The 12,743-nt window shown below is 44.3% G+C and carries 13 protein-coding genes and 1 riboswitch; of the genes, 11 read left to right on the top strand and 2 right to left on the bottom strand.

What is annotated here, in order from left to right; genetic code table 11:
• Positions 1-16: 16 nt before the first annotated feature.
• The 10 genes from PODO_RS25065 to PODO_RS25020 all read left to right on the top strand — a co-directional run bounded on the left by PODO_RS25065 (position 17) and on the right by PODO_RS25020 (position 10,504).
• The gene (locus tag PODO_RS25065; RefSeq protein WP_038573192.1) at positions 17-2,122 is read left to right on the top strand and encodes a peptidoglycan D,D-transpeptidase FtsI family protein; all 2,106 of its coding nucleotides are present in this window, start codon (positions 17-19) and stop codon (positions 2,120-2,122) included.
• Positions 2,123-2,198: 76 nt separating this feature from the next.
• On the top strand, positions 2,199-2,966 hold the full coding sequence (locus PODO_RS25060; RefSeq protein ID WP_036685270.1) for a Cof-type HAD-IIB family hydrolase: 768 nt from the start codon (positions 2,199-2,201) through the stop codon (positions 2,964-2,966).
• 58 nt (positions 2,967-3,024) lie between these two features.
• Positions 3,025-3,510 (top strand): DUF456 domain-containing protein, encoded by a 486-nt coding sequence (locus PODO_RS25055; RefSeq protein WP_038573189.1) that lies wholly within the window; start codon positions 3,025-3,027, stop codon positions 3,508-3,510.
• A gap of 26 nt (positions 3,511-3,536) precedes the next feature.
• On the top strand, positions 3,537-5,165 hold the full coding sequence (locus tag PODO_RS25050; RefSeq protein ID WP_038573188.1) for a putative polysaccharide biosynthesis protein: 1,629 nt from the start codon (positions 3,537-3,539) through the stop codon (positions 5,163-5,165).
• A 78-nt stretch (positions 5,166-5,243) separates the two neighbouring features.
• On the top strand, positions 5,244-5,588 hold the full coding sequence (locus PODO_RS25045) for a thioredoxin family protein (RefSeq protein ID WP_036685265.1): 345 nt from the start codon (positions 5,244-5,246) through the stop codon (positions 5,586-5,588).
• A gap of 102 nt (positions 5,589-5,690) precedes the next feature.
• Positions 5,691-6,674, top strand: a complete 984-nt coding sequence (locus PODO_RS25040; RefSeq protein WP_038573187.1) for a COX15/CtaA family protein — start codon at positions 5,691-5,693, stop codon at positions 6,672-6,674.
• A gap of 155 nt (positions 6,675-6,829) precedes the next feature.
• Entirely contained in the window at positions 6,830-7,564 is a 735-nt protein-coding gene (locus tag PODO_RS25035) for a Cthe_2314 family HEPN domain-containing protein (RefSeq protein WP_038573186.1), read from the top strand.
• 102 nt (positions 7,565-7,666) lie between these two features.
• Positions 7,667-7,802, top strand: a riboswitch (SAM riboswitch).
• Between the two features lie 102 nt (positions 7,803-7,904).
• Positions 7,905-8,921 carry a methionine ABC transporter ATP-binding protein gene (locus PODO_RS25030; protein WP_036685258.1) on the top strand — a complete coding sequence of 339 codons (1,017 nt, stop codon included), beginning with the start codon at positions 7,905-7,907 and terminating at the stop codon, positions 8,919-8,921.
• A 29-nt stretch (positions 8,922-8,950) separates the two neighbouring features.
• Positions 8,951-9,580 (top strand): methionine ABC transporter permease, encoded by a 630-nt coding sequence (locus PODO_RS25025; RefSeq protein WP_370510930.1) that lies wholly within the window; start codon positions 8,951-8,953, stop codon positions 9,578-9,580.
• 57 nt (positions 9,581-9,637) lie between these two features.
• Positions 9,638-10,504, top strand: coding sequence for a MetQ/NlpA family ABC transporter substrate-binding protein (locus PODO_RS25020; protein ID WP_036685252.1), 867 nt, complete (start codon positions 9,638-9,640; stop codon positions 10,502-10,504).
• Positions 10,505-10,662: 158 nt separating this feature from the next.
• On the opposite strand, the gene PODO_RS25015 is transcribed toward PODO_RS25020, so the two are convergent.
• Complete coding sequence (locus tag PODO_RS25015) at positions 10,663-10,911, bottom strand: NifU family protein (protein WP_036685249.1); 249 nt, start codon at positions 10,909-10,911, stop codon at positions 10,663-10,665.
• A gap of 81 nt (positions 10,912-10,992) precedes the next feature.
• Between PODO_RS25015 and PODO_RS25010 the strand changes: the two genes are divergently transcribed.
• Positions 10,993-11,247, top strand: a complete 255-nt coding sequence (locus PODO_RS25010) for a YuzB family protein (protein ID WP_036685247.1) — start codon at positions 10,993-10,995, stop codon at positions 11,245-11,247.
• Between the two features lie 411 nt (positions 11,248-11,658).
• Here the strand turns inward: PODO_RS25010 and PODO_RS25005 are convergent, their stop codons facing one another.
• Positions 11,659-12,720: an NAD(P)/FAD-dependent oxidoreductase gene (locus PODO_RS25005; protein ID WP_038573184.1), complete on the bottom strand. Its 1,062-nt coding sequence runs from the start codon at positions 12,718-12,720 to the stop codon at positions 11,659-11,661.
• Positions 12,721-12,743 lie beyond the last annotated feature (23 nt).

Genomic DNA, 12,743 nt, shown 5'->3' with positions numbered 1-12,743 from the left:
AAAGGAGAGAAAAACTGTGAGTTTTTTCCGTAAGCAGGCCTCACCTCCTGACGAGACCAGCAGCAAAAGTTCCATTGGCCTGCGACTCAACGTGTTTTTCTTTAGCACGTTCGTTATATTTTGCGTAATCATCATCCGGCTAGCTGTCCTGCAGTTCGTGGAAGGTCCAACTTTAACTGAGGTAGAGACGAGTAGAGATACTAAAAATGTACCGTTAGCTTCCATGAGAGGGGTTATATACGCTGCAGGCGGTGAGAAGCTAGCTTATTCCACACCTGTTCAATCGCTGTATATCACGCTCAATAAAGAGTATACGGCTAAGGAAACAGATAAAGTCACCGGTAAAACAACGCTGACCCCAGAGGCTAAGGCCAAGTCTGATGCCTTGGCAGCCAAGCTGGTAGCTGATTTCAATAAATATGGTAATCCAAATGCAGAGAAGATGACGGAGAAAGATGTACTTGATGCGTTGGATTTATATTTTCGTAAATCACTTGGCTTTATGGCACGGCGAATTAAGGCTGATCTGACTACTGAAGAAGTAGCTTATTTCATGGAACATAAAGGAGAATATCCGGGGCTTGAGATTGTCGAGGAGAGCATTCGTCATTATGATAAAGATACGGTTGCTGTACAGACGATTGGATATATCAAACCCTTCAAATCCGCGAACAGTCTTAATATTTATAAAAACATTCTTAGTGCTATGAAAAACAATCCGGAGCCAGGGCTAACGTATAAGGATGATGAATTTGTTGGATTCGATGGGCTGGAGCTGAAATATCAGCGTGAGCTTCGCGGGCAAAACGGATATCAGGAAATTTCCGTCAATCCACAGAATATGGCGGAGAAAATTGAGCGTGTCGTTCCGCCTGTCAAAGGAAATGACATCTGGACAACGATTAATAAGAATGTTCAGATGAAGACAGAACAGGCGATAACAGATCAGCTCAAATGGTTGCACTCTAATACCGTACAAGGCAGAACGCATCCGAATGCTTTAACGGGATATGCAGTAGCGATGGAAGTAGATACTGGTAATATTGTCTCTATGGCGAGTATGCCTGATTATGATACGAATGTTTGGACATCAGGTTCTTTGTCTTCAGATGTCTGGAACAGTATTATGGATAATTATCAGAACGGAACGATCACTCCTATTTCTTCGGGAACCTCAGGGAACGGACTAAGATCTGTACTGCTTCTAGGTTCAACGATTAAACCTTTGAGTGTACTCGTGGGTCTGAATGAAGGGTTGTTTTCAACTTCTTCTTATTATCAGGATAAAGGTTTTGCGACTTTTGGTAAGTCTGGGCATGAAACGAAGGTAAGAAACTCTTCTAACCACGTATATGGTTCTTTGGATCCTGCTAGAGCCATTGAGAAATCCTCGAATGCATTTATGGTCGATATGGTCGGTAAAAGATTGTATGACAAATATAAAAGCAAGGGGATAGACATCTGGGATGTCTATATGAAAGAGTTCGGCCTTGGTGTATCTACGGGAATTGACCTGCCTAATGAATTCTTGGGTCAAAGAAACTATACCAATATAGAAGCTGCTGGTAGTGCGCAGTCCGCACTGGTCTATGCCTCTTTCGGACAACAAGGAAGTTATACAGTAATGCAGCTTGCACAGTATGTTACTACACTTGCTAATGAAGGACAGCGGATTAAACCTCAACTGGTTAGCAAGATTACTGACGCAGATGGAAATATAATCAAAGAGTTTAAACGTGAGGTGCTTGATGAAGTAACAAACTTCGATAAGTCCTACTGGAATGAAATTAAGCAGGGGATGCGAAGTGAAGTTAGTGCTTTTTCTGATTTCCCTTATGACTTTGCACGTAAGACGGGAACCTCTCAGCAAGTAGCTAAGGGTGAAATTCGCGATAATGGGGTATTTATTGCATATGCTCCACGTAATAATCCTAAGTTGGCTGTGGCGGTTGTAATCCCTGAAGGTGGCTTTGGTTCACAAAGTGCGGCACCAGTCGCACGTAAAATATTTGATGCCTATGATTGGGAATATGGGCTTGATGGAGTTCCAAAGAAAAGTCTCCAGTCTGGCAATAATACTAATGATAATGCGAAGGAGGGAGAGACTACAGGTACCGAGTAACTCTGACCCTATGGCTAAGATTTAAAAAAATAAACAGCTTCTCAATAGAGAGCATACAAGAATGGAGGGGTGGCAAATGATTGCCAAATACCGCCTGCTTGCATTGGATATGGATGGAACCCTACTGAATGATGAACAGATAATTACACCCACAACGGTGGAATGGATTCAAAAGGCGGTCAACGCAGGCGTTCATGTCTGTCTGTCGACAGGCCGGGCATTTGTAAGTGCCTTACCCTATGCAGAGCAGCTAGGTTTAGAGACACCGATGATCACTGTGAACGGCAGTGAGGTGTGGAGAGCGCCACATGAAATATACCGGAGATCGCTAATGGATCCCAAGCTGGTACAAGAAATGTATGATCTTGCAAAAGCAGATGACATCTGGTTCTGGGCTTATTCTCTGGACGAAGTTCTCAAACAGGATAACTGGGATGGGGATGTAACGGGTAGAGAATGGCTTAAGTTCGGTTATCACACTGAAGATGATGAGCTTCGCCATAAGCTGTTGCTTCGTCTTCAAGATATGGGTGGACTGGAGATTACAAACTCTTCTCCGCACAATCTGGAGATTAATCCTCTAGGCGTGAATAAGGCAGCAGGAATAAAGGAAGTCTGCAAGCTGCTGGGAATAGAAATGTCGCAAGTTGTAGCTGTGGGCGACAGCCTTAACGATCTGGCGGCGATCCAGCAGGCTGGACTTGGGGTTGCCATGGGCAACGCGCAAAAGACGGTTAAACAAGAGGCTGATGTTGTGGTGGCGACCAATAATCAAGACGGGATTGCCGAGGTCATCCAAAAGTATATCTTTACCGAAGCTGCAGCCTCTGTAGGCAGCAAATAATAAAAGCAGTACTGCGAAGTGAATCCATGGAGCATTATGCTAGTAGGAGGTTAAGGAATTGACGATCCTGGGTTGGATTCTTATCATTGTTTTGTTTGCTGTAGGATTGGCAGGGGCTGTGTATCCCATACTGCCGGGTGCGTTAGCGATCTATCTTGCCTTTTTTGTATACGGCTGGTTCTTTTCTTTTGAGCCCTTTGGGGTTTGGTTCTGGATTATTCAAACACTGATTGTTGTAGTTCTTTTTGTTGCTGATTATGTTGTAGGAGCGTGGGGTGTCAAAAAATTTGGCGGCTCACGTTCATCGATTATCGGGAGCACGATCGGGCTGATCTTGGGACCTTTTGTTATCCCGGCTTTTGGTCTTATCATTGGGCCATTTCTAGGGGCTTTTATTGGAGAATTGATCGTGGGATCTTCACCTTCTAAAGCTGCTAAGGTAAGTGTTGGCTCCATACTCGGCTTATTTAGCAGCACCTTGGTCAAAATCGTGTTGCAGGTAATTATGGTCGTCCTCTTTTTTATATGGGTCGCCCGGTTTTAATTTAACAGTGAAGAAGGGGAAAGAGTTTGTCCAAGAAAGAGTCTTTTGTTAAAGGCACGCTTATCCTTGCTGCTGCAGCTTTGGTGGCAAGGGTACTCGGGCTTGTCCAGCGTGTGCCGCTGGACCATATCTTTGACGGTGTGGGGAGAGCATCGTTCGGAGTTTCTAACAATATCTATTTAATGCTTCTAACCGTAGCCACCGCTGGGATTCCAAGTACACTCAGCAAAATGGTCTCTGAACGATACGCCTTGAATCGTCCTGAAGAGGCGAGACAAGTGTATCATGCTGCACTGCTGTTTTCAGTGGCAGCAGGGGTGTTTATGACTGTCTTGCTGTACATAGGGGCTCCATTTTATGCAACTCATATTGCTGATGTCCCTGAATCGGCGATGGCGATAAAAGCTATTGCGCCTGCCCTGCTTCTTTTTCCGGCAATAGCGATGATGCGTGGATATTTTCAAGGCCGCAACAATATGATGGCAGGTGGGATTTCTCAGATCGTGGAGCAATTCGCTCGCGTACTGACCGCTATTTTGCTGGCTTATATTTTATTACATCAAGGTTATAGCAACACTACAATTGCTGCGGGAGCATCCTTTGGTAGCGTGATCGGTAGTATTGCGGCGTTTGGCGTAATGATTTATTTTGCAGTCAAACTTCGCCGTGAGGACAAGCAATTAGGATTGAATTATGATACTGCTCAAAAATTACCGATTTGGGGTATCTACAAGGATATTTTTACACTGTCTATTCCCATTGTGCTGTCTTCCCTTACGATTCCGGTTGTGAATGTAATTGACACTTCTCTTACGGTACGATTATTGATTGATCAGATAGGTAGGGATAGTGCCACTTCAGCGCTAGGTATTTTATCCAATCGTGCTCAGAGTGTAGCGGGCATTCCACCTGTTCTAGCTATTGCACTTGGAACTTCATTGATTCCGATCATTTCGGCTGCCTATGCCCGCCGTGATGAGGGGCATTTGAAAAAGCAGATAACGCTTGCTCTGCGGATTTCTATTTTGACAGGGATGCCGATTGTATTGGCGCTTGTAGCAGCTGCTTATTCTGTAAATGGATTATTGTTCGCCAGTTTAGATGGCAGTGGTATCGTAGCCATGCTTACTTTAGGAACGATCTTTCAGATTACGATGATGACAACGAACTCTATTTTGTTAGGTATGGGCAAATCGCGAATTTCCATGTATTATGTGTTAGCGGGTATTATTGTAAAATTAGTGGCAAGCTTATTACTTAGTAAGGTATTTGGCATCTACGGAATCATCGGTGCAACAGCACTTTGTTTCGTGGTCATTACTTTGCTTAACTTACGCATGCTGAAATCGATCGTGCCTTTTGAAATTATGGGCAAACGTTGGGGCGGTTTCGCGATTGCGGTACTTGTGTCCGGCGGGATTGGTTATGGCTTGAATGAGGCTGGGATTCTGTTAACAGATCTGATGCCGGCACGTTTGGCGTTTCTGATCACTTGTCTTGTTGTAGGAGCCGCAGTTGTTGTTATTTATCTAGTACTGCTTATTGTGCTGGGCGTGCTGACTAAACAGGAAATCTCCAGTTATCCGCGGGCGCTGCAAAAATTATTGAATCCGCTGATGAAGTTACAGCCTGCACGTGTTCGTATGAGAGAATAGGTTTGACTTCTACCCTGCATTTTGCTTCACTTAAAGAGTAGAAAATAGACAGATATTGAAGAAGGGACTGAGTAAATCATGGACAAAATTAGTTCTCCTGCTGAATTTCAGGTAGCCATTCAATCACCTCGATTAACAGTGGCCATCTTCAAGGCTGACTGGTGCTCGGATTGCAAATTTATCGATCCTTTTATCCCAGAGGTAGAGCAGGCTTATGCAGATCGCCTTACACTGGTTGAGGTAGATGTTGATGCCGTGGGCGATGTTAGCCAAGAACAAAATATTATGGGTATTCCAAGCTTCGTCGCATATTCGGATGGACGGGAATTGGTTAGATTCGTTAATAAATTGCGCAAATCCCGTGAAGAGATTGAAAATTTCCTTGATAAAGCGGTCCAAGTGCATCAAAGCCTTCAAAAGTAATTCCTAAGGAACCACCGCTTTCGCCTGTTTGTGCAAAAGCGGTGGTTTTTTGAAATATAAGTCTGGCTGCTTCTTCATTACTAAAAACTGCGGGTGATATTTTTGACGACAAATCAGTTGAAATGGCTTAGTTATCTTACTTGCCTTATCATGTTCCTCGCTGTACTCGGAGGAGCGGTAGTGACGAAGACTGGATCGGGCTTGGAATGCGGAAATGAATGGCCGCTCTGTCATGGGAAATTAATTCCGGCTTATACTATAGGCTCGATGATTGAATACACCCATCGCTTGTTTAGCGGTTTGGCAGGGTTATTCTCACTTGCCTCGATGTTTGCTTTTTGGCGTTATGCCCGTACTCGGCGCGATTTGCTGGGCTATGCATTTATGACTTTATTATTCGTCATCGTTCAAGGTGGTATGGGAGCGCTTGCAGTAATTAAATCTCAATCTGCTGCTGTAATGGCGCTGCATATGGGTTTTTCTTTGATCGCCTTTTCGAGCGCTATGATGTTGGCTCTTGGAACCAAGAGATGGCATGAATCGCGCGAATATGATCATACGTTGGAGGCTCAAAAGAAGCCCGTAAGTAAGGCTTTTCGCAATTTAACTTGTCTTACTGCCATCTATTCTTATATTGTCGTGTATATTGGAGCCTTTGTAAGTCATACGGATTCACAGGGCGGGTGTTCGGGTTGGCCGCTTTGTAATGGAGAATGGGTTCCGGAGCTTTCCGGAGGTGTAGGTGTTGTTTTTACGCATCGGATTGCGGCTTTGCTCTTATTCATGCTTACTGCGCTGCTTGGGCATTTAGCATTTTGGAAACATAAGGATTATCCAGAGCTTAGAGCGCTAGGTGTAGCTGCAGTGCTGTTATGCTTGATGCAGGTGTTTAGTGGGGCGGCTGTGGTTTACACCCTAGATAATGAAAGATTGTACATATTTGCCGCTTTGGCTCATATTTTGCTGATTGCCAGTTTGTTTGGTGTCTTATGTTATATGAGTGTAAGAGTCTGGCAGCTAAATCGTGCGGGTAGTGTCGTGTCTGGAAAAAATGTAACGAACCCAATGATTCCACCGCCTTGGTAGAACATTCCCTCCGTGGATAGAGGCGCTTCACCCGCGGAATAATAAAGTGGAAATCGGTATATCGTGGAGCTGATTGGCCGATGCTTACGTCGCGAGTTTTGTACGAAGCAGTCCATGGAAGCAGACGCTGAACAAAACTTTAGGAGGACTGGGATATGCTGCGGGTATTACTTGGAGAGCCGCCTCGAAAGAACAGTGGTGTGTTGGCTGATGCGATGGAGAATATGGCCACTTTTGCAGCATTGCTGCGCAAGGAAATGAGTGCCCATGAGGATAATGACCATGAATACCGCAAGCTGGAGATTTGGACACGTGGACTGATTTCCTCTCTGGATGAACTGGAGCAAAGTTGGTTCGCGGCCGCTTTTTACCGGAAATTAGTGATCGCGGGTTATATGGATGATATGACACCGGTGGAACAGGGCGATTATGCACGTTATGTTTATTTTTATAAAGATGGCTTTATCCGGGTTTTCTCTCTTCTGGACAAGCTTGGGACGGTACTGAATCATTTTTATGATCTCAAAACATCCAAATTAAAAACGCACTTTTCTTACTTTACAGTGCTGCGTCAGCTTCAATTATTGAATGTGCATCCTGCATTAGCGGATCAACTGGAACAGATCAAGAACTCCTACCGCGATCCATTGGAGAATTTACGCAAGCGCAGAAATGCTGAAATTCATTATATGAATTCTGAAATGCAGGATGATCTGTGGCAGCGGCATCAAGGTCTGCATGATAAAATTCAGCTCGAGGATCTGGATAGCCATCTTGAGGATTTAAAACAATCGCTCGAAATGAACTGTAAGACATTAATCGCGGCATTCAGCTACAGCAATGAACAGCTGCGTAAGGAAATAAGCAGGGCAAAGAGCATAAAATCGTAATCGTTCAATATATTTCCTTTTGACAAAAATCGATAAACTCACTATACTTATGCTTGCATTAAAGTATGTACGATTTCAGAAAAAATATAATTTCATAACTTTATCTTATCGAGAGCGGCGGAGGGATAGGCCCGATGAAGCCCGGCAACCGATTTGTATCCAGCGCGGGAAGCGTTGTACAAATGTCATGGTGCTAATTCCTACAATGGCGCAGGTTGCGGTCGTTGGCAGATGAGAAGGCATTGTCTTAATAAACCCACAGAGCCTCTTGCGATCTGCATCGATCGTTGGAGGTTTTTTTGTATAGAATAAGTGAAATATAAAGGGGGGGCGACGAGAGTTGATTAATCTAAAAGGGATAACAAAGGTTTATGGAAAAGGGAGTAATGCGGCAACAGCGCTTTCTGGATTGAATCTGTCCATCGAGAAAGGTGAAATATTCGGAGTCATCGGCCACTCTGGAGCGGGGAAAAGTACATTGATCCGTTGCATTAATCTGTTGGAACGTCCGACAGAAGGTGAGGTCTGGGTAGACGGTGTTGAACTAACTAGCCTTAACCAAGGTCAATTACAGGAACAGCGGCGCAAGATTGGGATGATTTTTCAACATTTCAATTTGCTTTCTTCGGCGACTGTGTATGATAATATTGCCTTTCCACTGCGACTTGCAGGTACATCTAGAACAGCTATTGATACAAAAGTGAAAGATCTGCTCGCTCTAGTTGGGCTTGAAGAACATACAGATAAGTATCCTTCTCAGTTATCTGGAGGACAAAAGCAGCGGGTCGGCATCGCCCGGGCACTAGCCAGTGACCCTGATGTGCTGTTGTGTGACGAGGCCACTTCTGCGCTTGATCCCCAGACAACGGATTCCATTCTTAAGCTGCTGCTTGATATTAATAAAAGATTCCATTTGACCATTGTGCTGATCACGCATGAAATGCATGTAATCCAGAGTATCTGCGACCGTGTCGCGGTCATACATGGTGGTGGGATTGTTGAACAAGGCAAAGTTACAGAGGTATTTCTCAAGCCGCAGCATGAGGTTACACGCGATTTCATCCGCAGTGAGACACAGAATGAAGGGCCTCTTCGAGTGGCGCTTGATGCTGCTGCCGGGGATAACTCTCAAGCTGTCAAAATTACTTTTTTCGGAGAAAAAACTTACGGCTCGGCACTATCCGATGTCGTGCGTGATACGGGTGTGAGCTTTGCAATCTTACATGGTACCATCTCAACGATTAAAGATGTGCCTTATGGACAGATGATTGTGCGGTTTGAAGGGCCAGCTGAGGCAATTGCTGTAACGATCTCCAGACTAATTGCTCAAGGCCTTGATGTGGAGGTGATTTCGTAATGAATTTTGCAGATCTAAATTGGCAAGAAATGATGGATGCTACGGTTGCTACTATAAAAATGATATTTTTTTCCGGATTGTTCACAATTATTCTTGGTTTACCACTCGGAATTCTATTGTATTTATGGGGGAAATCGAATAGTATAGTAATCAGAGTAACTTACTCGGTCTTATCATTACTTGTAAATATTCTACGTTCCGTACCCTTTATCATTTTGATGGTGGCTCTAATTCCTTTCAGCAAAGCCGTTGTTGGAACCTCCATTGGTGTACTCGGTACGATTCCACCTCTGGTGATTGGTGCAGCTCCGTTTTTTGCCCGCTTGGTAGAGACGTCGTTAAGAGAGGTAGACCGCGGAGTCATCGAAGCCGCACAAGGTATGGGAGCATCGACGAACCAAATCGTTATGCGTGTTCTTTTGCCAGAAGCTCGTCCAGGTCTGCTAGCTGGAGTTACGATCACACTGGTTACACTGGTCTCCTATACAGCAATGGCTGGTATGGTTGGGGGCGGCGGATTAGGTGACTTGGCGATTCGTTACGGCTACCACCGCTATGAGACGGAGATTATGATTGTTTCTATATTATTTATTGTCGTACTGGTGCAATTGCTACAAATGGCCGGTGACCGACTCGTAAAACATTACACACGGAAATAAGGTACATCCATATATATCCTTATTCAATACAAAATATAGATTAGAGGGGGATTTACAATGAAAAAAGTACTACTTACATTTTTTAGCCTGACACTGGTTGCGGTGCTTGCGGCTTGCGGTAACAACAATGCATCTAATAATGCTGGGAGCTCGGCTGCTACAACAGCACCAAATGCAGAAGCAACAAGTGAACCTACTAAAGATCCTGTGAAACTGGTTATTGGTGCCTCACCTGTGCCTCATGCTGAAATTTTGAAGGCTATTGCTCCATTGCTTGAAAAAGATGGAATTACCCTTGAAATTAAAGAATTCACTGACTATATTCAACCTAACGTGCAGCTTGATGAGAAGGAGTTAGACGCTAACTTTTTCCAACACCAACCGTATCTGGATGACCAAAACAAAAATAATAAAACAGATCTGGTCTCCGTTGCATCCGTTCATGTTGAGCCTTTTGGAGCTTATTCCAAAAAAATCAAATCGATCGATGAGTTGGCTGATGGTGCAAAAGTTGCCATTCCGAACGATGCTACTAACGGTGGCCGTGCACTAATCCTACTTGCAAAAAATGGTCTGATTACCTTGAAAGATGATACAAACATTGCTGCAACGAAAGCGGATATCACTGAAAACAAGAAAAACCTCGACATCATTGAGTTGGAAGCAGCTATGCTCCCACGTCAACTGGATGAGGTAGACCTTGCTTTGATCAACACGAACTTTGCACTAGACGCTGGTCTTGTGCCAACTAAAGATGCGCTGTTCATCGAGGGTGTAGATTCCCCTTATGCTAACATTTTGGTAACCCGTCAAGACAATAAAGATTCCGAAGCCATCAAAAAGCTGGTTGCTGCCCTGAATTCTCCAGAAGCTAAAGCTTTCATTGAAGAAAAGTACGAAGGTGCGATCATTCCAGCGTTTTAAGGAATTAAGCTAAATTCGTCTATAGTCATAACAAGAACCCGCAGCCAAGTTGGCTTGCGGGTTTTATGTTCTAAGGTTGTGAGAGAATGTTAAATCCTCTATAATAAGAAAATCCCGATCTCCTTTACAGGAGGATCGGGAGGGTTATTGAACGGGATTTAGAATACTTGAACTACTTCTTCAACGCCTTCTACTTCTTCAAGGAGGGCGCGTTCAATCCCGGCTTTCAAGGTGATCGTGGAGCTTGGGCAGCTGCCGCAGGCACCCATAAGTTTCAACTTAACGATGCCGTCTTCTACATCGACCAGTTCTACGTCACCGCCATCGCGCTGCAGGAACGGACGAAGCTTATCCAGCACTTCTAGTACTTCATCATACATTTCGGTGCTTTGTGCATTCTCACTCATTTCTCAATCACTCCTTTCGTAAGTTCATTATAGTACAAAAAGTTAAAAAATAAAATGGTTAGGCGGAATAGGGAGATCATCATGAGACCAATTATTGAATTTTGTTCCAGCAACATGGGTCACGGAACAGACAAGCTAATGCATAAGCTGGAGGAGAATCCGGATTATGATGTCATTGAATACGGATGTCTGAACAATTGTGGAGAGTGTTATTTAATGCCTTTCGCCATGGTTGAAGGTGACATTATTGCAGCAGACACTGTTGCAGAGCTAGAAGAGAAAATTGAAGCCAAGATCAAAGAGCTTGAGGCTTGGTTTAATATAGATCTTGACTAAATTTCTCGAGAAAAAAAGAGGGAGCACTCCATAATCTAAATTATGGAGTGCTCCCTCTTTTTGGAACCTTGCTTGAACAAAATCCACCAATTTGATCGATTAGGCAACATATTGGAGAGTGCAGGTGCTACCGTGAAGGTGCCACCGGACTCAGGTGACCTTATATTGAGTGTCTTCCTACATTTGGATAGCTATCGGACCCCATAGTCACTATTCACCTGAAAAGCAGCATAAATGAACCTCATTATAAGCAATAACTTCACTGGAGTCCGAAACTCTCCTCCAAAGGCTAAAAATTTGCGAATAAGGTCATCTGAGTCCGCAGGGTATACGCACCAATAACGTAAGAAAAGCTACTCTCGCGTTTATCTTAGAGTAGCTACCTTGAATACTTATGAACCAGCCTTAGGCTTATCCTAAAGTGCGTTTCGACATCCAGAGCACTCCGCTCTTGAGGATGCGGGGAACCCGTCCTTTGACGGAGCGTTGTCCCATAAGTCCGAATCCTGCTTTTTTGCCTAGTGATCCTAAAGTACCCTTCAGGCGAATAGGATGAAGCTTAGGAGTCTCTCCGCGCCAGGTCGCTTGAATAACCTGAGCTACCTGCTCACCCTGTGCGCCAGCGGCTTGTGCGCTTGGTGCGAATGGCAGACTGGCACAGTCACCAATCACATATACCTCAGGATAATCCGGTATACGATAATACTCATCCAGCATAATCCGTCCACCGCGGTCCTTCGACACATTCAAATCTTGAACTACTTTTACAGGTTGAATCCCTGCGGTCCATACTGTCACATCTGAAAGGATTTCCTCGGTACCGTTAAAAATCGAATCCTTCTCTACATGAGATACAGAGATTCGTCCCAGCGTTTGCACCTGATGGTGATGAAACCATTCCTCTACGTACTGTGACAGCTTTGCCGGAAAGGCAGATAAAACACGTTCACCGCGATCCAGAATAGCGATGTTAAGATCTGGACGGCTCTCCCGAAGCTCTGCGGCTAATTCAACACCGCTTAATCCTCCACCTACGATGTTTATCGTTCCGTAAGGCTTCACATCATTTAAACGGCGGTAGGTTTCTCGAGTACCAGCAAAGGTCTGGATGCTGCAGGTATATTGATCAGCACCAGGGATGTTGTGGTAATTATCGGTACAGCCAAGAGCAATGGCTAGGAGATCATAAGATACAATCTCACCGGATTCCATACTGACTATTTTGCTCTCCAAATCAATGGAATTCACTTCACCGTACCGGACAGTAAGCCGGGGGTGAACCGGAAAATGAATGCGCAGGTGATAATCAGTTACGGTACCTGCGGCGAGCGCATAATATTCCGTTTTGATTCCTTGATAAGGCATTCGGTCAATTAAGATAATTTCAACATCATGAGGAAGATGATTATTGAGTAATTCTTGAATTAAGGCTAGGCCGCCGTAGCCACCGCCAAGAACGAGTATTGTTCTCATGCTGACCGAACTTCCTTTCCAAT

This window comes from Paenibacillus odorifer, from assembly GCF_000758725.1.
GTDB classification, from domain to species: domain Bacteria; phylum Bacillota; class Bacilli; order Paenibacillales; family Paenibacillaceae; genus Paenibacillus_AQ; species Paenibacillus_AQ odorifer.
Note: the sequence above shows the minus strand (reverse complement) of the source record. Positions and strands in the feature narration are given on the sequence as shown.

What these genes read in the sequence shown, in the direction of transcription:
- PODO_RS25005 (WP_038573184.1), bottom strand. Translation starts at nt 12,720, where the DNA reads ATGAGAACAATACTCGTTCTTGGCGGTGGCTACGGCGGCCTAGCCTTA.
- PODO_RS25025 (WP_370510930.1), top strand. Translation starts at nt 8,951, where the DNA reads ATGATGGATGCTACGGTTGCTACTATAAAAATGATATTTTTTTCCGGA.
- PODO_RS25035 (WP_038573186.1), top strand. Translation starts at nt 6,830, where the DNA reads ATGCTGCGGGTATTACTTGGAGAGCCGCCTCGAAAGAACAGTGGTGTG.
- PODO_RS25010 (WP_036685247.1), top strand. Translation starts at nt 10,993, where the DNA reads ATGAGACCAATTATTGAATTTTGTTCCAGCAACATGGGTCACGGAACA.
- PODO_RS25020 (WP_036685252.1), top strand. Translation starts at nt 9,638, where the DNA reads ATGAAAAAAGTACTACTTACATTTTTTAGCCTGACACTGGTTGCGGTG.
- PODO_RS25015 (WP_036685249.1), bottom strand. Translation starts at nt 10,911, where the DNA reads ATGAGTGAGAATGCACAAAGCACCGAAATGTATGATGAAGTACTAGAA.
- PODO_RS25045 (WP_036685265.1), top strand. Translation starts at nt 5,244, where the DNA reads ATGGACAAAATTAGTTCTCCTGCTGAATTTCAGGTAGCCATTCAATCA.
- PODO_RS25060 (WP_036685270.1), top strand. Translation starts at nt 2,199, where the DNA reads ATGATTGCCAAATACCGCCTGCTTGCATTGGATATGGATGGAACCCTA.